The organism is Kitasatospora sp. NPDC058115, assembly GCF_042884635.1.
Taxonomy (GTDB): Bacteria; Actinomycetota; Actinomycetes; order Streptomycetales; family Streptomycetaceae; genus Kitasatospora.
Genome location: NZ_JBHVTL010000027.1, coordinates 1 through 21,467, shown reverse-complemented (window position 1 = coordinate 21,467; position 21,467 = coordinate 1). Strand labels below are relative to the sequence as shown.

The following is a 21,467-nucleotide window of genomic DNA, read 5'->3' as shown; positions in this document are numbered from 1 at the left end:
AGGACGTCGGTGAACGGCCGGGGCAGGGACTGCTGGAGGACGCACACCCCGGCGCGGGCCCACTCCAGCGCGCCGTCCAGCGGGCTACATGGCCACGCCGAGCGCCTCCAACTGCCCGCGCTGCTCCTCGGCCGGCGTGTCCCGGCGGGCGTGCTGGTCGTTGACCCCTGAACCCGGCTCCGGCCCGTCGCCGGTCCTGTGGATACGGGCGGGCCGGGCGTGCCCCTCGGCGCCGAAGGCGGCCAGGGCCGCGAGGCCGGCCGCGAACCGGTCACCGCGGCTCTTGTCCGGCCGGACCGCGACCTTCGCCCGGCCGGCGGCCGGCTCCTGGTCCTCCTCGATGCCGGGCGCCGCCACCAGGTACCGCTGCTCCTGGCCGAGCATCAAGGCCGACGAGGAAGGACGCCAGGCTCAGGCATCGTCGTCGCGCTGGGCGCTCGCGGTCCCGGGAACGGGCGGTGCTTGGTGGAAGTGGACGTTGCCGCCTTGGGCCCCGATGGCCATGCCGTGACCGGTCGCCGAGATGTTCTGGGTCCATCTCGTGTTCTCCGCCGCCGGCAGTTGGGCCTGCACCGACTCCACCAGAGCCCGCAGTTCCACCTCGGCCTCGGGGTGCTCGCGCAGCAAAGCAGCCAACTGCCTGCGCCAGCCGCCCGCGAAGTCCAGACGTGCCGACTCGGGGTCCTCGTCCTGACTCACCACAGCGGCTTCACGGTCCAACTGCACCTCCAGCGCCCGCTGTTCTTCCGGCCCGGAGCGGTGGAACAGCCGGAGGGTTCCGGACCGCGCGGAATTCCAGGCAGTGGTGGCCATGGCCGTCATGATCGTTGTCGCGCCGGTCATCGCAAGTGTCATCAACGCATCGTCCAACGCAACCGCTCCTCGACATCGCAAGGCCACCGTCCTGGGCAGCTTCATGATGCCGAGCTTCCGTGTACCCCGTGAGGGAATCGCGAAAGTGATCGGCCGACCGGGCCTGCCCGCCCCGGGCACTGCAACGAATCTGTCACAGGGCCCGGGATCGGCCGGGCTGCCGCCGCCGGTGAGCCCATGCTGGTCCGGAAGCTTCGAGACAACGGGGGAGGCTCTCATGGTGCGACAGGAGTCCGAGGCGGCCGGGGAGCCGGCAGCGGCGCGGCGGGAGTGGGTGCAGGACGTCACCGCCGACGGCGGCGGCAGCGCCTTCGTGGTGCAGGACGGCACCCAGCACGACCACTTCATGGATTCCCCCGATACCGATTCCGATGGGTTCGCGGAGTAGGTGGACCGAGGGTGAGAACGCCGACGGGCCCGGGCGGGGGCGAGGGCGTGGTGTACACGCAGAACATCACGGCCGTCGACGGTGGCCGGGTGTACGCCGTGCAGGGCGGGGACCAGTACAACTACATCTACCGCGGCACCCCGCCCTACCGGGTGGAGCCCTTCGCGCCGGGCGAGGAAGGCGGGCTGCCGGCCGGGCTGGAGCGGACGCCCAGCCGACTGCTGACGGCCCGTCACGAAGTGGTGCCGTTCGTGCCGCTGCCGGAGACCGGGCCGCTGGAGGCCTGGCGGGACGGCCCCGTCCTGGGGATGTCGGTGCGACTGCTGTACGCCGAGGGCGGCTCGGGCAAGACCCGGCTGGCCGCCGAGTTCGCCGCCCGCTCCGCCCGGACCGGCTGGACGGTCGCACTGGCCCGCCACCGCAATGAGACGGCCTCGGCCGGCGGCGGCGACCAGAGCCTGACCGTCGGCGCCCCCGGCCTGGTCATGATCGTCGACTACGCCGAACGCTGGCCCCTGGAAGACCTGGTCACCCTGCTGCGCCAGCACCGCGACGCCGCCCGCGACCGCCTGCGCGTCCTGCTGCTGGCCCGTCAGGCCGGCCCCTGGTGGCAGAACCTCGCCCACCAACTCGCCAAACTCGACGTCCACGACAGCGAAGCGATCCGCCTGGCGGGCCTGCCCGACGACCCCGGCACTCGCACCGCCATGTACACCGCCGCTCGCGACAGCTTCGCCCGGGCCCTCAACCACCCGAACGCGCACCACCTCTCCCCGCCCCGCGACCTCCACGACCCCGCCTTCGGCCTCACCCTCACCCTCCACATGCGCGCCCTGGTCGACGTCGACGCCGCCGTCCGCGGTCACACACCCCCCACCGGCAACGGACAAGCCGCCCTCTCCTCCTACCTCCTGGACCGCGAACAAGACCACTGGCGCTCCTTCCACCACCACGGCCGCGGCCCGCTGCGCAGCGACCCGCGCACCCTGGGCCGCGCCGTGTACGTGGCCACCCTCGCCGGCGCCCTGGCCCCCTCCGAGGCCGCCACCGCCCTGACCCGCACCGGCGCCGCCGACACCACCACCGCCGCAACGGCGCTGGCCGCCGACCACGCCCGCTGCTACCCGCCCGCCGAACCCGGCCTGCTGCTGGACCCGCTCGCCCCCGATCGCCTCGGCGAGGACTACCTCGCCCTCACCCTCCCCGGGCACGAGGACGAGTTCGGCTACCACGCCACCGATCCCTGGAGCGATACCGCCCCCGCCGCCCTGCTCGCGTCCGGGGACGAGAGCGGCGCACCGCCCGCCTGCACACGCCAGGCCCTCACCGTCCTGATCGAGACCGCCCACCGCTGGCCCCACCTGACCGCCCGCCACCTCGATCCGATCCTCCGTGAGCGGCCCGATCTCGCCCTGACCGCCGGCAGCGCCGCCCTGACCCGGCTGGCCGCCCTGGAGAGCCTCGACACCGCCGTCCTGGAAGCCGTCGAGGCCCGCTTCCCCGCCGAACGCCACACCGATCTCGACGCCGGCATCGCAGCCGTCGCCGCCCGCCTGGCCGCCCACCGCCTGGCCACCACCATCACCGACCCCGCCTCCCGCGCACGGATCCACCGGAGCCTGGCGCTCCGCCAGTCCTGGGCCGGGCTGCGCGACGAGGCCGTCGCCAACGGCCGGCAGGCCGTGCTGATCTGGCGCGACCTGGTCCGGGCCGGCCCCGGCCACCACGCCGACCTCGCCGTCTCGCTGGTCAACCTCAGCGGCGACCTGTCAGCGGTGGGGCTGCGGGACGAGGCCCTGGCGGCCGCCCAGGAGGCGGTGGGCCTCCAGCGCCGGCTGGCGGCGGGCAGGCCGGCCACCCGCGAACCGGACCTCGCTCTCGCGCTGTCCCACCTCGGCGGCCTGCTGGCGAACTCGGGGCGGCGGGACGAGGGCCTGGCCGCCGCCCAGGAGGCCGTCGACATCCTGGGCCGGCGGGCCCAGTCCGACCCGGCGGCGCACTCACTCCTCTTCGTCGAGGCGCTGACCGGCCTCGGCCACCACCTGTCGCAGGCGGGGCGGCGGGAGGAGGCCCTGGCCACCACCGAGTCGACGATCGTGGTCTACCGCCGCCTGGCCGCCGACAACCCCGCGGCCAACGCACCCGGCCTCGCCGGGGTACTGACCAACCTGGCCCTCCACCTGCGGGATGTCGGGCGCCATGCGGAGGCCCTCGCCGCCGAACAGGAGGCGGCCGAGATCCGGCGCGGCCTGGCGGCCGGGAACCCCGAGGCCCACGAAGCCGACCTCGCCCTCACCCTGACCAATCTGAGCGTCTCGCTCCTGGAGGAGGGGCGCACGGCGGAATCCTTCGCGGCCATCGAGCAGGCGGTGGAGATCCGGCGCGGCCTGGCGGCCGGGAACCCCGAGGCCCACGAAGCCGACCTCGCCCACTCCCTGACCAACCTCGGCATCTGGCTGGCGGGGGAGGGGCGCGAAGAGGAGGCCCTGGCCGCGGAACTGGAGGCGGTGGGGATCCGGCGCCGCCTGGCGGCCGGGGACCCCGAGGCCCACGAAGCCGACCTCGCCGCCTCGCTGTCCAACCTCGGCAGCCACCTGTCCGCCCTGGGGCGCCCGGCAGAGGGCCTGGCCTCCGAGGAGGAGGCGGTGGGGATCCGGCGGCGGCTGGCCGCCCGCAACGCCAGGGCCCATGAATCCGACCTCTCCCGTTCGCTGGGCAACTTCGGCGCCCAGCTGTGGCGGGCGGGACGCCCGGCGGAGGCCCTTGAGGCCGTCCGGGAAGCGGTGGAGATCCGGCGCCGCCTGGCCGCCGGGAACCCGGAGGCCTTCGCCGCCGACCTCGCCCACTCCCTGACCAACCTCGGCAAGTGGTTGACGGCGACCGGGCAGTGGAAGGAGGGCCTGGCCGCCACCGAGGAGACGGCCCACCTCTACCGCTGGCTGGCCGAGCGCAGGCCCGACCTCTTCTCCGCCAAGTTCGCCCGCGCGCTGTCCGACGTCGGTGCCGGGCTGTTGCGGGCGAAGCTGCTGCTGGAGGCCATGGTCACCCTGGAGGAGGCGCTCGGCCTCTACCGCCACCTGGCCGCGGCCGACCCCGACGTCCACGAACCCGGCCTCGCCCGCACGCTGTCCCGCCTCGGCGCCGGGCTGATCAAGGCGGGAGGGGAGGAGCACGCCCTCCCGCTCCTCGCCCAGGCGGTCGACATCCGGCACCGCCTGGTCATGGAGGTCTCCGGGGTGTTCGAGCCCGACCTCGCCGACGCGCTGTTCGACTTCGCCTCCTGCCTCACCCGGATGGGACGGCGCGCGCCGGGCCTGGCCGCCGCCGCCGAAGCGGTCCGCCACTACCGCGGACCGGCCCTGGACGACCCCGCGACCTTCGGGCCCAAGCTCGCCGACGCGCTGTCCGGCTTCGCGGGCTTCCTGTCCGAAGCGGGGCGGCGGGCGGAGTCCCGGGCCGCCGCACAGGAGGCCGCGGAGCTCCGGCGCCAACTGCGCAAGGCCGGCGCACCCCGCCCGGCCGGCCCGCCGTCGGGCCTCGGCGCCCTCCTGTCGAGCATCGGGAGGCAGGCCCGTACGGCGTTCCGGCCCCGCCGCGAGGAGCCGCGGCGGAGCGTACCCCGGGAGTCGCGGACGTTCGCCGTCGAACTTCCGGACGGGACGCGGTTGGACCTCGTCGCACCTGGAGCCGCCACCGCCGGCCCGGAGCCCCGGACGCGCGCCACCAGCCTCCCCGACAGCCCCCGGACGGACCTCACCACCCACCTCCCCGACCGGCCCCGGACGGACCTCACCACCCACCTCCCCGACAGCCCCCGGACGGACCTCACCACCCACCTCCCCGACAGCCCCCGGACGGACCTCACCACCCACCTCCCCGACCGGCCCCGGACGGACCTCACCACCCCGGGGAACCCCGACGCCCGGCAGGAGGACACCAGCCCCATCACCGAACCGCAGGCGCAGACGTTCACCGTCGAACTCCCGCAAGGGATACTGGAGATCAGCATCGGGGAGGATGCCGGCACCAGCGAGAACGCGGAGAGGTTCGCCGTCGACCTCCCGAACGGGACGAAGCTGAACGTCGTCGTCGAGGAGGTCGTCGACGAGCCGCAGGTGGACGCCGGCGCCGTCATCGAGGTGGCGCACCAGGTCTACCGGCTGCTGGCCAGGACCGAGCCGCCCGCTTCCGAGCCGGAGCTCGCCGCCGAGCTGTCCGACCTCGGCATCCGGTCGGGGCAGCTGGGGTGGTACCAGGAGGCGCTGATGGCCACCGAACAGGCGGTGATGGTCCGGCGCCTGCTGGCCATGGCCGACCCGGCCGCGTTCGGGGACGACCTGGCCGCCTCGCTGTTCGACTTCGGCGCCCTGATGTGGGAGGCGGGGCTGTGGGAGGAGGCCCTGGTCCCGACCGAGGAGGCGGTGCGGATCAGGCGCCCGCTGGCCGGGGCCGACCCGGCCGTGTACGGGCCCGGCCTGGCCGTTTCACTGGCCAACCTGGCCCGCTACCTGCGGCGGGCCGGGCGGCGGGAGGAGTGCCTGGCCGCCGCCCGGGAGGCGGTGGAGGTCCGGCGCCGGCCGGCCGAGGACGACCCCGCCCACCGACCCGGCCTGGCCGCCTCACTGCTCGATCTCGCCCACCACCTGTCCGAGCTCGGCCTGCGGGAGGAGGCCCTGGCCCCGGCCGAGGAGGCGGTGCGGATCCGGCGCGAACTGGCCGAGGACGACCCCGCCCGGCAGTTCCGCCTCTCCCTCGCGCTGCACGAACTCAGCGACCTCCGCGCGGAGGCGGAACTGCGGCAGGAGTCGCTGACCGCGGTCCGGGAGGCGGTGGAGATCCAGCGCCGACTGGCCGAGGACGATCCCGCCGCCTACGCGCCCGCTCTCAGTGACTCGCTGATCGACCTGGCCATCGATCTGTTGGACGCGGAACGGTTCGAGGAGGGCCTGGCCGCTGCTGGGGAGGCGGTGGGAATCGGGCGCGAGCTGGCCGAGGACGACCCCGGCTCCCACCGGCCCCGGCTCGCCCTCCTCCTCTACAACCTGGTCCCGCACCTGTCGAAGGCGGGACGGCGCACGGAGTCCCTGGCCGCCTTCGAGGAGGCGGTCGGCATCCACCGGCGGCTGACGGCGAACCAGCTGGTCGCCCACGGACCCCGCCTCGCCGACACGCTGCTCGCTCTCTCCCGTCACCTGTCCAAGGTCGGCCTGCGGGAGGAGGCGCTGGCCGCCGCCGGGGAGGCGGTCGACGCCTACCGCCTGCTGGCCGCGCACAACCTGGCCGCCTTCGCGCCCAGTCTTGCCGCGGCCCTGTCGGACTTCGCCGTCGACCTGTTCGGGGCGGGACGGTTCGAGGAGGCCCTGGCCGCCGCCGGGGAGGCGGTGGGGATCGGGCGCGCGCTGGCCGAGGACGACCCCGGCTCCCACCGGCCCCGGCTCGCCCGCCTCCTCTACAACCTCGTCCCGCACCTGTCGAAGGCGGGACGGCGGGAGGAGGCCCTGGCCGCCGCCGGGGAGGAGGTCGACGCCTACCGCCTGCCGGCGGCGAACGAGCCCTCCGAGTACGCGCCACCACTCGCCCGCGCGCTGGACCGGCTCGGCACGCTCCTGACGGAAGCGGGGCGGCCCACGGAGGCGGCGGCCGCCGCCGGGGAGGCGGCCCGGCTCCGGCGCTCGCGCTGAACGACCGATGCCCCGCCGAATCGCGCCCGGCGAACCGCCCAGCTCAGCGCCGCCGCGGTCGGGCGGCCGAACCAGCGGGTGAGGGTCCCGGTGAGGCGGGGGTGTCGGCGTGGCGGCCGGTGGTGGACCGGCGGGCGTAGCCGTCGGGGCGGATCAGGACGGCGTCGGTGGGCGTGGAGGAGGAGTACCTTGCCGTGGACCGCGCCGGCCGGGCCGTGACGGCCGTCGGGCCGTGGCTGTCCGCCCACGCCGCAGGCGCGCTGGGGGATCTGGTGTCCGGCGAATTCACCGACCGCCAGGTCGAGCTACGGACGCCGCCGTGCGCCGATCTCGCCGTTTGCTCCCTGCACGTCCACGTGTACTCGCCCGACCGCGCGGTGGCCGCCCTCGTCGGCAACCATCTGCGCCCGTGGTACTGCGGCTGCACTTCCCCTCTCTCGGTCCGCTTCCCTGGGTCGGTTCCTTCGACGACTACCGGCGCACCGCCGTCGCGATGGCGGAGGTCGGCGGGAGTTCCTTGGCCGACCTGCCGTTCTGGGACACCCGTCCGCACCCGCGCCTGCCGTCGGTGGAAAGTGCGATATATGGATGTTCCGGCCGATGCCTTGGACTCGGTGGCCCTGGCGGCCATCGTTCGCGCCTTGGCGATGACCTCCGCCCGACAGGCGGAGCACGGCGACAAGGGCCCGCGCCTCGGCAGCGAGCTCCTGCGCGGCTTGTACTGGTATGCGACCCGCGACGGCTGGCCTGACCACCCCGCCGGGGTCATTCGCACGGCGGACCCTCCGGGGGCGCGCCCCCGGCACACGTGCCAGCGTGGGAGAAGAAGCCGGAAGGGCATGCGGTTCCCTGCCCACGGACGCCCGCGACCGCCTGGAGATTCCGATGGTCGACAACCCGGGGCAGCCCGGACAGCCGCCCGAGCACGGAGGTCGGGTGCGCCGTGACGGATACGCCCGCCTGAACGCCGCCGACCTCGGCATCGACACAGCGGCACTGGCCGAGGACTTCGCCCGGCTTGCCGACACCTACCAGGACCTGCCTCCGGATCCGTACGCCCGTGAGACCCGCCGCTTCCGCCGCTACTCGCACGCCGTGTACCTGCCCTGGACCGGCGAGCTCTCCTACATCCCCGGCGCGCCCGACGAGGAGTTCGGCACCGTCACGGAGTACTGGCAGGACGAGCACAACCCCGAGTACCCGCGGATGCGGCGCCGACTTCCCGACATCCCGGAAGCCCTGCACGGCAACCGGTTGCTCGACACCCTCGTCCGTGCCGACCTCGACCGTGCCCTGTGGCTGGAGGATCTGCACCGCGTACCGGTCTACGTCGGGATCCATCTGATCTCCCTCGCCGTCCACGACCGGGCGCAGGTGGCGGTCTCCTCGCCGAACTGCCTCCACCAGGACGGCGGTTCGCCGGCCACCTTCACCTTCGCCCACCTGGTCGGCCGATGGAACGTCAAGGGCGGCGAGAACGTCATCGCCACCCCGGAGAGCGCCGGTCGGACGCCCGACACACTTCACTCGGAGGCGATCCATGACCGCTTCGTGCTGACCGAGCCGCTGGACGGCTACGGAGTTCATGACCGGCGCGTCAGCCACTACGTCGGCCCGGTCCACCTCGGCGACGGCGGGAGCGACGGGCGCCGCGACATCCTGATCGTCGGCATCGCCCCCTACACCCCCGGGCTGTAGCCGGAGGCAGACGGCCCGCGCTGGACGACCTCGCAGCCCAGGAGAGTGGCGCCGGGGCGGACGTGGGGCCGGCCTGCACGCTCCGGCGCGGCGCGGCCGCCGGCCGGCCGAGATCGGTGAGGACCGCAGCGGCATCGGTGCTGATTCGCTGGTGGGTGTGGTGAGGCCGCTGAGGGTCAGCCGGCTGCGGCCGCCGCCTGCCGCCGCGTACCGACAAGGGTCCCCCGGCCCCGGTGGCAGCCGCGGCCGCCCTCGCCCTGGGCGCGAGACGTCACGCCGCGCGGTGGCTGCCACCCGCTGAGTCGGGCGGATGAGGAGCGGTTTCCCCCGCCCGGGGGAGCTGGTCCCTCCCTGCGGTGGAGGCCGCGACCGGGGGTGAGCCGGGAGATTGGAGGCAGTCGGGAAACAGCCCGATCCCCTTCTCCCCGTTGAGGATTGACCATGCAAAAGCTCACCACCGCCATCGCGCTCACCACCGCGGCCGTGGCCCTCGCGGCCGGGACGGCCGGCGGCGCCGCGGCCGCGCCGGCCGCTTCCTCACCGGCCCAGGGCCTCGCCCTGCACAGCTGGACCCTGCTCAACGAGCACGGCCCGGGCCCCAACCCCGGCGAGCGGCTCACTGCGCAGGTCAGCGCCCGTACGGTCGACGGCCGCTCCTGGGGGCACGTCGTGGTGCAGCACGTGTTCGAGAAGAGCGGCACGACGCGGGCCGAGTTCGACGTCGACTGCCTGACCGTCGACGGGAACGGCGCCATCATCGTGACCGGGCCGATCTCGCAGATCGTGATCACCCCGCTCGTGGGCGAGCCGTACCTCTTCGAGGAGGGCCGGCACCCCGAGGCCGGTCTCACGTTCTACCCGACCGACGAACAGGGCGAGCGCCGGGTCGGCTTCAACCGGACCGACCCCCAGATGCACTCCGAAGTGGCCAAGTGCAGCGCGGTTCCGGCCGGCTTCTGGGTTATCGACGGCGGGACCTTCCTGCGCCGGCAGGGGCGCGTCCCGATGACCGGCAACCCATCGGTGTCTCGTGATCTTTCGTACTAGATGATCACGGTATACGTGGTTCGAAAGCCGCCGGGAACCGGAGCCCGCGGTGGCCCTGACCGAGGGCACGCCCCGTCGGGGGTTCGACGGTCGGGGTGTCAGCGCCAGGGAGGTCGGCCGGTGCCCTCGGCCCACAGGCCGAGAGCACGGTGGTCGGTCCTGCCGATGCCGCCCTGGGTGCAGAACCGGGGGGCGGCCATTGGTGAACGTGCCGCTGGTGACGACGGCGGTGAGGTCGCAGCCGTGAATGTCGTGATAGGCGCCGTTGACCTTCTGAACGTCCTGCGAGCCGGTACTCGAAGGCCTTCGGCCCGTAGGGGTGACGGGTCACGTCGGCGCCGCAGGCCGCAGAGCCACGGTGGTCACGCCGAGACGGCCTCCAACGCGACAACGACCTCACGGCGGACGGCCGGCATGCCGAGACCGGCCGGCATGAGAGGCGCCGGTGCTCAGCCGTGCAGCGGGTGTTGCCTGACCCGACAATCTCCGCAGGATGCCCCGGTACGCTGGGCCGGTGCTGCTCCCCGCCGTCCCGCGCACCCCGCTGGGCTTCGCCCGTCAGCCGGCGATCGACACTCCATTCGGCCCGTTGGCCTTCACCACGACCATCGGGAACACCGGCCTTCCGCTGCTGCCCGATGCGCACTTCGAGCTGCCGGGCGGCCGCACGCTGGGGCACCCCGGTGGCCCGTGTCGAACTGCTGCTGACCCCGTACGATCCCGAGCTCGACCCCGGGGTCTGGGGGCCGCTCACCGACTGCCGCGCGGCGGTCTGGCGGATCGATGTCCTTGCGCCGATCGGGCGGCTGCGGTTCTCTGCGGGGCTTCCGTTGCGGCTTCCGGAGGGTGCCGACGCGGGATGGGACGGCGGGCAGGCGCTGGCGGCGATCACGGTGGAGGACGAGAGAACCCGGCTCACCGTCGGAGGAAACGACGAGGAGGCGATCTGCTGGGCGGCCGATTCGGGCGAGGTGCCTCAGCGATGGGCCGCACTGATCGACGGGGTGGACGGCCGTGCGTCGAGCACATGGGGCGTGGACTTCGGCCACAACCACGGTCTGGCGTGGACGCTGCCTCCGCTGGAAGTCGGCGACCACTGTGAACTCCCGGTGGTGGCCGCCTGGGCCCCGGCTACGGACGAAAGCGCGAACACCTGGTATGCCGTCATGCCGTCGCCATCGGTCCTCCTGCGTCAGGTCACCGCCCGGCTGACGAAGCGGTGCCGCACGCCGGAAGCCGACTGATCGGAAGCGTCAGCGAGCGCCGCTGTACCCGACCCGGGTGCCGCGCCGGCCTCACCCGCTCGGTGAGCAGCACCTTGCGCAGCTTCGCGAGCCCGGCGTCCTGCTCGGTGACCACCGGGCCCGTCCGATCGAAGCCGGGCGTGAGGGGCGACACCAGCCGGCCGCATTCCCGAGAGATCCAAAGGTTCGGGACTGGCGGCCCAGGCGTCCGGATGGCGCAGGTGTCGGCCGCGCGGGTCAGCCGAGTCGAGCCGCGATCAACCGCGCGCACTCCACGGACGCGGCACCGGCCGTGTCCACCTCCAGGTCGTAGTGCACGCCCTGGTGGACGGCCTCGGCCTGGGCCTCTGCCATACCCGTGACCCGGTCACCCCGCATGACCTCGCGCCACACCGCGACCTCGGCCTCGCACCGCACACCGACCCAGAGCACTTCGAGGCCTGCCAGGGCCCGCTGCCACCGCTGCTGGGAGGCGGGGCCGCCGAGGAAGACCTCGTCCACGATCACCCGTGCCCCGGCGCGGGCCATGGCCGCGATCCCCGCCATCCAGGCGTCCTCCAGCTCCCGGAAGCCGTCCCCCACCGACACCGAGCCGTCCGTGCCGATGTCGATCCCCTCCTCCGAGGCGACGACGGACGGGGGCATGCCCTGGATCAGCGTGTCCACCCCGAACGTCAGCCAAGGGTCCGGCAGGACGGCCTGGAGGCAGCGGGCCACCCCGGTCTTCCCCGAACTGGAACCGCCGTTGAGAATGATCACTTGAGTCGCCATCGCGCCACTCTAAGGTGGTCCGGGGACCAATCCGACATCTTTTCTGACGAACCGGCACAGCGCGGTGTGGGGTAGGCAGATTTCAGGCGCAGGATTCCGGGAACCGTCCCCACGATCTTCGGTCCTGGCCCCGCGCCCCTGCCCGAGCACGCTGTTGACGAGCGGCCCGCCGACTGCCCCGCGCCGACCGCTCCGGCCCGGCCGCCCTTCGCCGACCACACCGCCCACGAGGAACGGCGCCGCCACATGCACGAGGCCGCCCTCGTCCGACGGGCCGCGCTCGAAGACACCCCGGCCGCCGACACCGCGCAGCCCGGCTGCCCCCCCAATGCGTGACTACGGCAGGAGGACGATGGAGTTGATCGGCGTGAAGTCGATCGCGGGGTATTCACCCTTGTCGCGGTACGTGATCGAGCAGTCCGTGCCGTCGTAGCCGCGGCAGAACTTGAGGCCCGCGCCGCCGGTCTGGCTGTTGACGAGTATGTGGTACCCGGTGACGTTGTCGAGGTTGTGGGCGCCGTAGCTGTAGAAGATGTTCTTGCTCAGGATGTCTCCGCCGAACTCGCGGATACAGACCGCTCCGCTCGGGCACGGCGTCGCCGCCGCGGCGCCGGGGGCTGCGGCGATCCCCGTTCCCACGGCGAGCGACAGGGTGATCATGGCCATCCCGATCTTGCGCATGCTTCTTCCTCATCTCTCTCGGACGGTTCCGCTGGACATCGGTGCCGTTCACGCCGCCCCAGCTGTGCCGCGACCCCGTGCAGGCATCCGGGATGCCGGATCGGTGGTCGAACCGGACGGAGGACCGGCCGTCGGTGTCCGCGGTGGGGCGGAGCGGTCGGTACGGCAGCCGTACGGACACATACAGCCTGTCGATTGACATGGCCACTAACAAGTGAGGGGAGGGAGGATGGCCGGTACGCCACCCTCCATGGCTGACCCAGCAGGCGGGCGCGTTCCGCCGGCGTCCAGGGCCGCGTGATGTCGGCAGGCGTCGACGTCGGCGTCGGCGGAGACCACCTGACCGGGCGGCCGACAGGAACTGTCACATCCCGCGTATAGAGTCCACCCGGAACTCGCAGGTCGCCGCTGAAGGAGCACAGGTGCCGAGAACAACCCCGCCCCGACCTGTGGACATCGCGTCCCTGTTCCCGGAGCTGGCGCCGCTGGCCCGGCGAGCCGTCCGCCTGCACCCGCGTGCCGGCGTGCCGTCCGTCCGCGACAGCTCCGTCGGCGGGCCGCTCCTGTGGCCGTCCGACGAGCCGTGGCCGACCTGCGCGCAGGAGCACCACCACTGGGAGCCGCCCGTCTCCCTCGACGACGTCCGCCGAAGGCGGGCGCTGCTCGAAGCCGCCTGGCTCCGCCACCGCGAGTCGGGGGAGGATTTCCTCACCCCCGACGAGCGCGCGTACCTCGACCAGCTCCAGACCGGACACCCGCCTCGCACCGAGCCGAACGCCCTGCTGCCGGTCGCCCAGCTCTACCTCCGCGACGTCCCCGGCCTCACCGGCCCCGAGGGAGCCGACCTCCTGCAGGTCCTGTGGTGCCCCGTCGAGCACGACGGCGAAGGGCTTCCCGCGGCCCGCCTCGTCTGGCGGAACGCCGCGAGCGTCGGCGAGCTGCTCACCGCTCCTCCTGGGTCTGCCGACGTCGAGCACTACGGCAACTACGTTCCCGAACCGTGCGTCCTGCACCCCGAGGTCGTCACCGAGTACCCGGCGCCGCACGAACTGCCGAAGGAGCTCGCCGACCGCCTCTCCGACTGGGGGCAGGAGCAGAAGGAGAACGCGGAAGAAGGCCCCGGTGGCGCCTATTACCAGTACGAGCTCTCGGTCGCCCCCGGCTGGAAGACCGGCGGCTGGGGCCCGTGGAGCTTCTGCGACCCCTCGCCCATGCCCTGCCCGACCTGCGGGACCGAGTACCGGCCGCTGCTCACCGTCAGCAGCGGGGAGTGGAACGGCGGAAGCGGCAGCTGGATTCCCCTCGAAGACCGCGTCCCCTCGGAGCGCATCGGACTTCGCATGCCCTCGGATCCGCCGATGGTGCAGATCGGCAGGGGATACAACATGCAGATCTACATCTGCCCGACGTCGTTCGACCATCCGCATCTCGAAGTCATGCAGTGAGTCGTTCACCCGGTCGTGCACCGGGTGTGCCGACCGCCGCTGCAGAAGGCCGAGGACATCGTGCTGCAACCCGCCGTCCCGGCCTCGCGGACTGACCCCGGCGCGGGACACGGCGACACGGACGGCTGCCCGGTTCGAGGCCGGCCTTGTGCGACCCCTGGTCCGCTGCGAGTGGTTGCACGAGGGAAAGGTCGACGCCCTCCGTCACGAGTACGCCGACAACGGGCGGGGCCTCGGTGACGGCTTCGGGACGCCCGCTCGCCCCGCCCGAGCTGCGCGATCGCTCGGCGGCCGAAGGCGTGGACGGCGGCCGTGGCCGGATCGATCGCGCCTGCCCGGGCGAAGCCGGCCGAGCCGTCCACGTCGGAGGCGTGAGGACCGCGCCGCAGTGACGGGACGACTAGGGTGGGCTCGTGGGCCCGGACACCACACTCCTTGAGCGCATCGAGACCCGGTGGAGGGAACGCCGTGAGAATCAACCTGACCAGCGTCTTCGTCGACGACCAGGCGAAGGCCCTGCGCTTCTACACCGAGGTGCTCGGTTTCGTGCTCAAGCACGACGTCCCGCTCGGCGGTCCCCGGTGGCTGACCGTGGTCTCGCCCGAGCAGCCCGACGGCACGGAACTCCTGCTGGAGCCCGACAGCCACCCCGCCGTCGGCCCGTACAAGAAGGCACTCGTCGGCGACGGCATCCCCGCCGCGTCCTTCGCCGTGGACGACGTGCACGCCGAGTTCGAGCGACTGCGCGCACTCGGCGTGCACTTCACCCAGGAGCCGACCGAGATGGGCCCGGTCACCACGGCCGTCCTGGACGACACCTGCGGCAACCTCATCCAACTCGCCCACCAGCACTGAGCGCGGTACTACCAGTAGGTGGCCGGCCCCGTGAGGGTCCAGCCGGTGCCGGTGGGTTTGATCCAGAAGCCGAGGGCGACGTCGAGGGTGCGGGCCCCGTGGGTGATCTCGATGCTGACGTGGCTGGTGGTGTGGCCCCACCGGAAGGCGGCGAGGTGGAGCTCGCCGAGCCAGGACAGATCCTGTCCCCATCGGCCGGCGGTGGGGCTGTCGTCGGTGTGGGTGGCGGTCCACAGTGCGGTGAGCACGTGCCGGGTCGGGTGGTCGTCGACGAACTGCTCGACGTCGGGGATCCTGCCGGTGCGGAGCAGGTGGAAGTAGTGGCGGACGACCGCTTCGATGTCGCCCGGGGTGGGCTGTTCTGTCCAGGTGGTCACGGCGGGATCCTAGGGAGTGCGGGGAGTGCCGTGCGGCCGGCGGGCGGCGGTGCTCCGGATGCGCTGCCGCCGGCCGAATGCGGTTGCGGGTGGGGTGGGGCGTCTGGGACGGTGCGGGTGTCGCCGGTGTGAGGGGGGCTGTGGGTGACGATCTTCTTCTATGGTGCGGATGACGTTCCGTACGGGTGTTTCTCGAATTTCTCCGCGCACGCGTTGGAGCTCGACGGGTCGGTGTGGCCGACGTCGGAGCACTATTTCCAGGCGCAGAAGTTCGCCGGTACCCGCCATGCGGATCTGATCCGTCGGGCCCGTACGCCGCTGCGTGCGGCGGAGTTGGGCCGTGATCCGTCGCGACCGCTGCGGCGTGACTGGGAGCGCGTCAAGGACGAGGTGATGCGCCGCGCGGTGGGGGCCAAGTTCCGGGCGCACGCGGACATTCGTGCGGTCCTGCTGTCCACCGGTGACGAGGAGATCGTCGAGGACACCGGTACCGATCACTACTGGGGGCGCGGAAGGACCGGCTCGGGACGCAACACGCTCGGGCGGATCCTGATGAGCACCCGCCGCCAACTCCGCGCCGAGGCCCACCACGGCCGCGGCCGTTCCGGCCAGCCCCGGCCCGACGGGGCTGGTGACGGGCGGTGACGGCGAGGGGGGAGTACTGCCGGGCGCTGTCCGCCCCGCTCGTGCGAGGATGCTCGGCATGTCAGCTCGTGCAATGGGCTTCGGCGCAACTGCGGAAGCCTACGAAAGGTTCCGGCCCGGGTATCCCACGGAGCTGTTCGACCTGGTGATGAGGTACGCGGGCCGGCCGGTCCGGACGGCCCTGGAGATCGGTGCGGGGACGGGCAAAGCAACCCGCCTGTTCGCCGGCCGTGGGGTCGCGGTCACGGCGACGGAGCCCGACGCTGCCATGCTCGCCGAGCTGAACAAGACCGTGCCCGCGAACGTGACGACCGTCCGCGCCGCGTTCGAGGACCTGCGGCCGGGCGAGACCTACGGGCTGGTCTTCGCGGCGGCCGCCCTGCACTGGACGCGCCCGGCGGGCCGGTGGCCGAGAGCGGCCGCGCTGCTGGAACCGGGGGGCGTGTTCGCCTCCTTCGGCGGCCAGGTGCGGCCGGCCGACCCGGCCCTGGAGGAGTCCGTGCGGGCGGCGCGGGCGCCGTACCTGGAGAACGACGAGGTGCCGTCTCCCGACGGGACTGCTCCTGATGAGGAAATGCAGTGGCCGGGAACGGAGTTGCAGCAGTCCCCGCTGTTCCGCGACGTGCGGCAGGCCGTCGTCGAACGGCGCTTGACGATGAGCGCTCCGGACTACGTCGGCTACCTGTCGACCGTCTCGGCGTACCTCCAGCTGCCGCGATCGCGGCGGGAGCGGGCGTACGACGCGATCACGCGGGTCCTTCCCGGGACGGTCGAGATTGCCGCCGACATCACCGTCCATCTCGCGCGTCGACGATCCGGGTAGGGACGACACCCCCCTCGGGTCACGGCGACCCCGACGCTCCTCCCGGCGGGGGAGTCGACCGCCAAGACCCGGTCGAGAGCGTGCGGCACCCGGCCTGACCGGGTGGGGACGCGGGTGGTAGGAACACACAGTGACGTTCTACGAGGACATGAGCCCCTACAGCTACTGGAACGGTGGAGACTGCTTCACCGACATGACCACGGGCTACCGGTTTCTGACGTTCGAGCCCCCGTACGAGCGTCTGAACGTCGGCTGGTTGTCGGGCGACGAACCATGGGCCAGGGGCGTGGCGCCGGCGGGCTTCATCGAGAGGCTTGAGGCCGTCCTTGCCGTGCAGGCCGTCAACGAGATGCTGGGCCTCCACGAGTGCGAGCTCTGCCCGCCCTCGGACGAGCAGCCGCCCGAGTCGTACGAGCCGCGGTCGGGACATCGGCGAAGCAGCGTCGGCACGGGCGAGATCCGTGTCCCGGACCGGCCGGGAAGGGCGTTCGCCGCTCCGACACTCATCGGACACTACGTCATCGACCACGGATACAGGCCGCCCATGCCCTTCATCGAGGCGGTGCTCGCGTTCGATCCGAGCGGTCACGCGCCCGCAGGCCATCCGTGGGTCCATTTCCCCTGGGTCCCCGAAGGCGCGACCCACTACGACGCTTCGGTCGAGTGACCCGTCACCTGCCGTGCCCGGCCCGGACACGCGCCGGCCTCCGGTCCCGGCAGGTCGGCGGGTTGTCCGGCGGTGGGGTCGGAGGGCCTGGTGGTGTCGTGGTGATGGCCCGGTCCAGGGGTTCTGCAGGCGGCTTCCGGTGGGGGTGACGGGGTCAGGCGCGGCGGCGGTCGCTGTCGTCGCGGAGCCGGGTGGTGCGGTCGGTGAGGGCGTCGAGGCGCGTGACCAGATCGCTCTGGCCGGTGGCGAGGTGGGGGCGGATGGCGGCGAGGGGCTCTATGAGGTCGGCGGGGTCGGTGGCGCCGAGGGCGGCGGTCAGCGCGGCCTGGGCGGGGTGGGCGCCGGGGTCGAGTGCGGTCGTGCTGATCCGGGCGGCGAGGACGCGTAGCTCGGCGGCGTTGTCGCGGGCCCAGGCGGTGACCGTTCGGTCGGCGGCGCGCCGGTCGCGGACGGCTTTCACGCGTTCCGCGCCGGTGCCCGGCTGCGTCGTGCCGCCGGCGGGCTTGAGGCGCAGGTAGCGGTTCTCGGCGGCCTGGCGGCTGGCGACGCCCATGGGCCGGGCGAGGTCGGCCCAGGTGGCGCCGGCCTCACGGGCGCTCTCCACCAGACCGGCTTCCCAGCCGGCGAGCTGGGCGCGCAGCTCGCGCAGCAGCATCACGGCGGCCAGGGCCCGCTCGGGGCCCTCCTGCCCGCCCGGGGCGACCGGGGGCTGCGACGCGGGGTTCTCGGCGCTGCGGACGGCGTCGTCGATGGCGGCCAGCGCCGCCGCGGCCGCCAGGAAAGAGGCTGGTCCGGCCGGCCGGGGAGCGTCGGGGGCGCCGTTGCGGGGCTTCTCATTCATGACGTCACTCTATCGGCGACTACGGGACTTGTCATCGGATGGATGACGCGCTAGAAAGGTGTCAGGTGAAGCGCACTGGCACCCATTCGATCAGTGGAGGTGTTTCGCGATGCTGCTGCGCACTGACCCGTTCCGCGAGCTGGACCGCCTGACCCAGCAGTTCCTGGGCAGCACGGGGACCTGGTCGCGTCCGGCTCCGATGCCGCTGGACGCCTACCGGGCCGGCGACGAGTACGTGATCTGCTTCGACCTGCCGGGGGTGGACCCGGAGGCGATCGACATCGATGTCGAGCGGAACATGGTGACCGTCAAGGCCGAGCGTCGCCCGCGCCAGGAAGGCGAGGGCGTGAAGTGGGAGCTGTCCGAGCGCCCGCTCGGCGTGTTCTCCCGCCAGGTCATGCTCTCCGACACCCTCGACCCCGCCGGGATCACCGCCGACTACGACGCCGGCGTGCTGACCCTGAAGATCCCGGTCGCCGAGAAGGCCAAGCCCCGCAAGGTCGCGATCAGCCACAGCGGCGACCGCAAGCAGATCCAGGCCTGACCGGCCCCGCTGCCGTTCCGGCCGCCCCCGATCGCTCCCCCCTCGATCGGCGGGGCGGCCGGAACACCCCAGCCCGCGGGCACCCCTCGCACCGGTCCTGGGAACGGAGGGAGAAGTGCGGTGACTCTTCGATGGGAGGCGTTCCTGGACGAGGTCCGGGAGCGCGGCGAGTACGACACCCCGCAGGAGGCGGAGCGCGCCGCCCGGGTCGTCCTGGCCCTGCTCGGCGCCCATCTGGCCGGCAAGGTGCGCGCGGAACTGGCCGCCCGCCTACCGGAGACCATGGCCCTGATCCTGCTCAACCCCTTGCAGGCCGCCGAGCCGCTCGGCCCGGAGCGCTTCGTGCGCGCCACCGCGGCCTGGATCGAGGGCGCCACCGAAGCCACGGCGCTGTGGGACATCGGCGCCGTCCTGTCCACGGTGGCCGACGCCGCCGGAGACGACCTCACCGGGCGCGTCCTGCTCCAGCTGCCGCCCGGCTACGACCTGCTGTTCGGCCGCCCGACGGCAGGGACACGACCCTGACCACCCCACGCCGCCGGCCTTCCGGCGGCCGGCCCCCGGAAGGCCCCACGGCCATGACCCGCTACCGCCACCTCCTCCGGCAGGTCCGCAACCTGGGCCGCTACCCCACCGACGAGGAAGCCGAACGCGTCCTCACCGCCGTCCTGGCGCTCCTCGGCTCCCAGCTCACCGGCGACGAACGCTGCGACCTCGCCGCAGCCCTGCCCGAACGCGCCCGCGCCGTCCTCGCCGCCCAGATCCCCCTCCCGGCACCGGTGGCCGCCCCCGCTTTCGTCGAGGGCCTCGCCCACTCCCTGGGCACCAGCCTCACCGCCGCCCGCTGGGACGCCTCCTCCGTCCTGGCCGCCCTCGCGACCCTCGCCGACGACCACCTCACCGACCGTCTCCTCGCCCACCTGCCTCGCGGCTACGCCCTGTTGTTCGGCCGCGCGGACCTGGTTGCCGTCGCCTGAAGCGGCGGCTTCGGCCGCCGCTGGAGATCACCGGCGCCTGTGCCACCGAGGCGCACCGGTGCGCCGTCAGCGGCCCGCGGTGGTGGGGCGTCATGGCCGGGTTGCGTCGCAGGGATGCAGGCATCGGCGGCCCAGCGGGGCGTCGAGGGTGTGCGGTGTTGCCCCGGTGCGTGGAGCGCTACGCGAGTGGCTGCGGGGGGCGGAGGGTGGGGAGGGCTTGCTGGAGGGTGGTGGCGAGGTGGAAGAGGGTGGGTTCGTGGTGGTGGGGGGCGATGAGCTGGAGGCCGATGGGCAGGCCGGTGGGGTCGAGGGCGATGGGGAGGGTGAGGGCGGGCTGGCCGGTGAGGTTGGCGGGGGCGGTGAGGCGGAGGTAGGCGTTGGTGACGGTCTCGGTGGTGGAGTCCGGCCAGTGGACGTCGGATTGGGTGCGCGGGGTGGCGGTGAGGGGGACGGTGGGGGTGGCGAGGACGTCGACGTGGGTGAAGAGGTGGCGCCAGGTGCGGTTGATGAGGGTGCGGGCACGCTGGGCGACCAGGTGGTCGACGGCGGGGAGGAGGCGCCCGGCTTCGAGGAGGGTGCGGACGTCGTCGCCGTAGAGGTGGGGGGTGTGGCGAAGGTGGTGCTCGTGGGCGGCGGAGGCTTCGGGGGCCATGAGACCCCACAGCGTGGGCAGGAGGTGGTCGGCGAGGGGGGTGTCGATCTCGACGGTCCGGGCGCCGAGGGCGGTGAGGTGGTCGATGGTGGTGCGGACGGCCTTGTCGACGTCCGGGGTGATGCGGTCGAAGAAGTAGGTGCGGGGGATGCCGACGCGCAGGCCGCGGAGGTCGTGGGGGCGGGGGACGTCGGCGGGTGGTGGAGTGTGGGTGGCCGGGTCGTGGGGGTCCTGGCCGGTGAGGGCGTCGAGGACGAGGGCGGCGTCGTGGGCGGTGCGGGTGATGGGGCCCGGGTGGTCGAGGGACCACGCCAGGGGAGCGATGCCGTGGCAGGAGAGAAGGCCGTAGGTGGGTTTGAGGCCGACGACGCCGTTGAGCGCGGCGGGTACCCGGACGGAGCCGGCGGTGTCGGTGCCGAGGGCGAAGAGCGCGGATCCGGTGGCGACGGCGACGGCGGATCCGCCGCTGGATCCGCCGGCGACGCGGTCGGGGTGCCAGGGGTTGCCGGTCTGGGGGGTGGTGAGGCCGTAGGCGAACTCGTGGGTGTGGGTCTTGCCGACGAGGACGGCACCTGCGGCGGTGAGGCGGGCGGCGAGGGTGGCATCGCGGGTGGGCACGCGGTCGGCCCATTGGCGGGAGCTGGCGGTGGTGCGGATGCCCGCGGTGTCGATGTTGTCCTTGAGGGCGTAGGGGATACCGTGCAGGGGGCCGCGGTGCCGGCCGGCGAGCAGCTCGCGTTCGGCGCGTGCGGCTGCGGCGCGGGCGGCGTCGGCGGTGACGGTGACGTACGCGTTGAGGCGGGGTTGGGTGGCTTCGAGGCGTTCCAGGACCGATTCGGTCAGCTCGACGGGTGACAGCCGGCGGGCGGCGATGGCCGCGGCGGCGTCGGCGACGGTGAGGTCACTGGGCCGCATCGGCGTGTTCCGCGGGCGCGGCGGGGCTGGCGGATGGGATGGGTGTGATGCGGTAGACCGCGGCGGGGGTGATGCCGGCGAAGTCGAGTTCGTGCAGGGTGGCGATCTCGGCATGCATGTGGTGGGCGAGGGCGACTGCGTCGGGCGGGGGTTGCGGGGTGGGGGGCATGGGCGTGTTCCTTTCGGGGACGAAAGGGGCCCGACGGTCCTGTGTGGGTGGGCAGGACCGTCGGGTGTGTGGTTTATGTGGGGTGTGGGGTGTGGTGGTGGGTGTTAGTCGGTGATGGTGATGTTGTAGGTGTGGAGCCAGTTGTTGAGGGCGAGGGGGACTTCGAGGTCGATG

Annotated in this window: 21 protein-coding genes; 13 read left to right on the top strand and 8 right to left on the bottom strand. The window is 73.1% G+C overall.

The genetic code is table 11. From position 1 onward, the window contains the following. Nucleotides 1-84: 84 nt before the first annotated feature. Both ACFVVL_RS26675 and ACFVVL_RS26670 read right to left on the bottom strand, forming a co-directional pair. Nucleotides 85-384 (bottom strand): hypothetical protein, encoded by a 300-nt coding sequence (locus ACFVVL_RS26675; RefSeq protein ID WP_387679467.1) that lies wholly within the window; start codon nt 382-384, stop codon nt 85-87. A 27-nt stretch (nt 385-411) separates the two neighbouring features. Beyond that, nucleotides 412-813, bottom strand: coding sequence for a hypothetical protein (locus ACFVVL_RS26670; protein ID WP_387679464.1), 402 nt, complete (start codon nt 811-813; stop codon nt 412-414). Between ACFVVL_RS26670 and ACFVVL_RS26665 the strand changes: the two genes are divergently transcribed. The 5 genes from ACFVVL_RS26665 (at nt 812) to ACFVVL_RS26645 (ending at nt 10,931) form a co-directional block, all read left to right on the top strand. Further along, nucleotides 812-1,261 carry a hypothetical protein gene (locus ACFVVL_RS26665; RefSeq protein ID WP_387679461.1) on the top strand — a complete coding sequence of 150 codons (450 nt, stop codon included), beginning with the start codon at nt 812-814 and terminating at the stop codon, nt 1,259-1,261. The genes ACFVVL_RS26670 and ACFVVL_RS26665 overlap by 2 nt on opposite strands. 11 nt (nt 1,262-1,272) lie before the next feature. Further along, entirely contained in the window at nt 1,273-6,942 is a 5,670-nt protein-coding gene (locus ACFVVL_RS26660; RefSeq protein ID WP_387679458.1) for a tetratricopeptide repeat protein, read from the top strand. Nucleotides 6,943-7,878: 936 nt separating this feature from the next. After that, nucleotides 7,879-8,640 carry a 2OG-Fe dioxygenase family protein gene (locus tag ACFVVL_RS26655; protein WP_387679455.1) on the top strand — a complete coding sequence of 254 codons (762 nt, stop codon included), beginning with the start codon at nt 7,879-7,881 and terminating at the stop codon, nt 8,638-8,640. Nucleotides 8,641-9,081: 441 nt separating this feature from the next. Then, on the top strand, nt 9,082-9,687 hold the full coding sequence (locus ACFVVL_RS26650; protein ID WP_387679453.1) for a hypothetical protein: 606 nt from the start codon (nt 9,082-9,084) through the stop codon (nt 9,685-9,687). 638 nt (nt 9,688-10,325) lie between these two features. Beyond that, the gene (locus tag ACFVVL_RS26645) at nt 10,326-10,931 is read left to right on the top strand and encodes a hypothetical protein (RefSeq protein WP_387679451.1); all 606 of its coding nucleotides are present in this window, start codon (nt 10,326-10,328) and stop codon (nt 10,929-10,931) included. A 237-nt stretch (nt 10,932-11,168) separates the two neighbouring features. Here the strand turns inward: ACFVVL_RS26645 and cpt are convergent, their stop codons facing one another. Beyond that, a complete protein-coding gene (gene cpt / locus ACFVVL_RS26640) occupies nt 11,169-11,702 on the bottom strand; it encodes a chloramphenicol phosphotransferase CPT (protein WP_380289483.1) in 534 nt (177 codons plus the stop codon). Nucleotides 11,703-12,038: 336 nt separating this feature from the next. Then, nucleotides 12,039-12,383: a hypothetical protein gene (locus tag ACFVVL_RS26635; RefSeq protein WP_387679449.1), complete on the bottom strand. Its 345-nt coding sequence runs from the start codon at nt 12,381-12,383 to the stop codon at nt 12,039-12,041. A 449-nt stretch (nt 12,384-12,832) separates the two neighbouring features. Here ACFVVL_RS26635 and ACFVVL_RS26630 point away from each other — a divergent pair, with 449 nt between their 5' ends. Both ACFVVL_RS26630 and ACFVVL_RS26625 read left to right on the top strand, forming a co-directional pair. Continuing rightward, nucleotides 12,833-13,828, top strand: coding sequence for a hypothetical protein (locus ACFVVL_RS26630; protein ID WP_387679446.1), 996 nt, complete (start codon nt 12,833-12,835; stop codon nt 13,826-13,828). Between the two features lie 468 nt (nt 13,829-14,296). Then, nucleotides 14,297-14,683 (top strand): VOC family protein, encoded by a 387-nt coding sequence (locus tag ACFVVL_RS26625; RefSeq protein ID WP_380289489.1) that lies wholly within the window; start codon nt 14,297-14,299, stop codon nt 14,681-14,683. A gap of 8 nt (nt 14,684-14,691) precedes the next feature. Here ACFVVL_RS26625 and ACFVVL_RS26620 read toward each other — a convergent pair whose 3' ends face one another. Continuing rightward, a complete protein-coding gene (locus ACFVVL_RS26620; protein ID WP_387679443.1) occupies nt 14,692-15,060 on the bottom strand; it encodes a hypothetical protein in 369 nt (122 codons plus the stop codon). Between the two features lie 144 nt (nt 15,061-15,204). Here ACFVVL_RS26620 and ACFVVL_RS26615 point away from each other — a divergent pair, with 144 nt between their 5' ends. From ACFVVL_RS26615 to ACFVVL_RS26605, 3 genes are all read left to right on the top strand, one after another. Then, nucleotides 15,205-15,705, top strand: coding sequence for an NADAR family protein (locus ACFVVL_RS26615; protein WP_387679440.1), 501 nt, complete (start codon nt 15,205-15,207; stop codon nt 15,703-15,705). A 73-nt stretch (nt 15,706-15,778) separates the two neighbouring features. Next, entirely contained in the window at nt 15,779-16,528 is a 750-nt protein-coding gene (locus ACFVVL_RS26610; RefSeq protein ID WP_387679437.1) for a class I SAM-dependent methyltransferase, read from the top strand. 130 nt (nt 16,529-16,658) lie between these two features. After that, nucleotides 16,659-17,195, top strand: a complete 537-nt coding sequence (locus ACFVVL_RS26605) for a hypothetical protein (RefSeq protein ID WP_387679434.1) — start codon at nt 16,659-16,661, stop codon at nt 17,193-17,195. Nucleotides 17,196-17,349: 154 nt separating this feature from the next. Here the strand turns inward: ACFVVL_RS26605 and ACFVVL_RS26600 are convergent, their stop codons facing one another. After that, nucleotides 17,350-18,036, bottom strand: coding sequence for a hypothetical protein (locus ACFVVL_RS26600; RefSeq protein WP_387679431.1), 687 nt, complete (start codon nt 18,034-18,036; stop codon nt 17,350-17,352). A gap of 109 nt (nt 18,037-18,145) precedes the next feature. On the opposite strand from ACFVVL_RS26600, the gene ACFVVL_RS26595 reads away from it, so the two are divergent. The 3 genes from ACFVVL_RS26595 to ACFVVL_RS26585 all read left to right on the top strand — a co-directional run bounded on the left by ACFVVL_RS26595 (nt 18,146) and on the right by ACFVVL_RS26585 (nt 19,557). After that, complete coding sequence (locus ACFVVL_RS26595; protein WP_380289501.1) at nt 18,146-18,580, top strand: Hsp20/alpha crystallin family protein; 435 nt, start codon at nt 18,146-18,148, stop codon at nt 18,578-18,580. 120 nt (nt 18,581-18,700) lie between these two features. Next, on the top strand, nt 18,701-19,105 hold the full coding sequence (locus ACFVVL_RS26590) for a DUF2267 domain-containing protein (RefSeq protein WP_380289503.1): 405 nt from the start codon (nt 18,701-18,703) through the stop codon (nt 19,103-19,105). 53 nt (nt 19,106-19,158) lie between these two features. After that, the gene (locus ACFVVL_RS26585) at nt 19,159-19,557 is read left to right on the top strand and encodes a DUF2267 domain-containing protein (protein WP_387679427.1); all 399 of its coding nucleotides are present in this window, start codon (nt 19,159-19,161) and stop codon (nt 19,555-19,557) included. Nucleotides 19,558-19,735: 178 nt separating this feature from the next. On the opposite strand, the gene ACFVVL_RS26580 is transcribed toward ACFVVL_RS26585, so the two are convergent. Both ACFVVL_RS26580 and ACFVVL_RS26575 read right to left on the bottom strand, forming a co-directional pair. Continuing rightward, nucleotides 19,736-21,124: an amidase gene (locus ACFVVL_RS26580; protein ID WP_387679424.1), complete on the bottom strand. Its 1,389-nt coding sequence runs from the start codon at nt 21,122-21,124 to the stop codon at nt 19,736-19,738. After that, nucleotides 21,111-21,293, bottom strand: a complete 183-nt coding sequence (locus tag ACFVVL_RS26575; RefSeq protein WP_387679421.1) for a hypothetical protein — start codon at nt 21,291-21,293, stop codon at nt 21,111-21,113. Before ACFVVL_RS26575 ends, ACFVVL_RS26580 begins: the two co-directional genes overlap by 14 nt. Nucleotides 21,294-21,467: the final 174 nt, after the last annotated feature.